Raw genomic sequence first — 1000 nt, 5'->3', positions numbered from 1 at the left:
CACCCCGCCCGCCGGAGACCACGATCGCCGCCTCGGTCAGCTCCGGCCGCCCCGACGCCGCCCGCTCCGACCGCTCCACCACCCGCGCGGCACGGCCCGCGTCCCCGAACACCACCTCCAGCACCTCGACCGTACCCGCGGCCGGCGACACCTCCACCGGCGCGGCGTTCGGCTTCACCGTGATCACCGGCACCCCCCGCGTCACCCGCGACCGGGTCGTGAACGAACCCGCGAACACCGACTGCACCGCCACCGGACCCCGCTCCGAGGCCTCCACGTCCACCGCGTCGGTCACGATCCCCGAACCCGCCCGCACCGCGAACCGGGCCGCCGTCTCACGCCCCTCCGGCGTCGACGGCACCAGCACCGCCACCGCACCCTCCACCCGCCCCCACGCCGCCTCCAGCGCGTCCACCGCGGGCACCACCAGCAACTCCCCGTACACCGGCGACTCGTCCACCAGCACCCGCACCGCACCGTGCTCCGCCAGCACACCCACCGCACCCGACGCACCCGCACCCACCACCAGCGCCACCGGATCACCCAACCGCCGCGCCACCGTCAGCAACTCCAGCGACGGCTTCCCCACCACGCCACCGTCGTGACCGACGAAAACCAGAACCTCACCCATGACCCACACTCCCCAACACCAGCACACACACGGACACCAAGACACACACGGACACGAACAACGGGAACGAACAACGGGAGCGAACGGCCCCGCAGGGTTCCTAGATGAAGCGGCGGCCCGCGAGGAACCCGGCCACCTGCAGACCGCCCTCACCCTCGTCCGCCACGACCTCGCCCTTCACCCGCGCCGGACGCTCCACCGCCTCGTCCACCACCGTCCACGCACCCTTGGCACCCACCGACTCCGCGTCGACACCCAGATCGTCCAGATCCCACGACACCACCGGCTTCTTCTTCGCCGCCATGATCCCCTTGAACGACGGATACCGCGCCTCACCCGACTGGTCCGTCACCGACACCACCGCCGGCA

General features: G+C 72.2%; 1 protein-coding gene and 1 pseudogene. Both read right to left on the bottom strand.

Going from position 1 to position 1000, the window contains the following annotated elements; genetic code table 11:
* Nucleotides 1-631, bottom strand: a 631-nt coding sequence (locus ABT354_RS37995; RefSeq protein WP_502983580.1) for an electron transfer flavoprotein subunit alpha/FixB family protein, incomplete at its 3' end; no start/stop codon positions are given.
* Nucleotides 632-731: 100 nt separating this feature from the next.
* Nucleotides 732-1000, bottom strand: a pseudogene (locus tag ABT354_RS37990) (electron transfer flavoprotein subunit beta); the annotation flags it as partial.

The organism is Streptomyces sp. NPDC000594, from assembly GCF_040299965.1.
Classification (GTDB): domain Bacteria; phylum Actinomycetota; class Actinomycetes; order Streptomycetales; family Streptomycetaceae; genus Streptomyces.
Note: the sequence above shows the minus strand (reverse complement) of the source record. Positions and strands in the feature narration are given on the sequence as shown.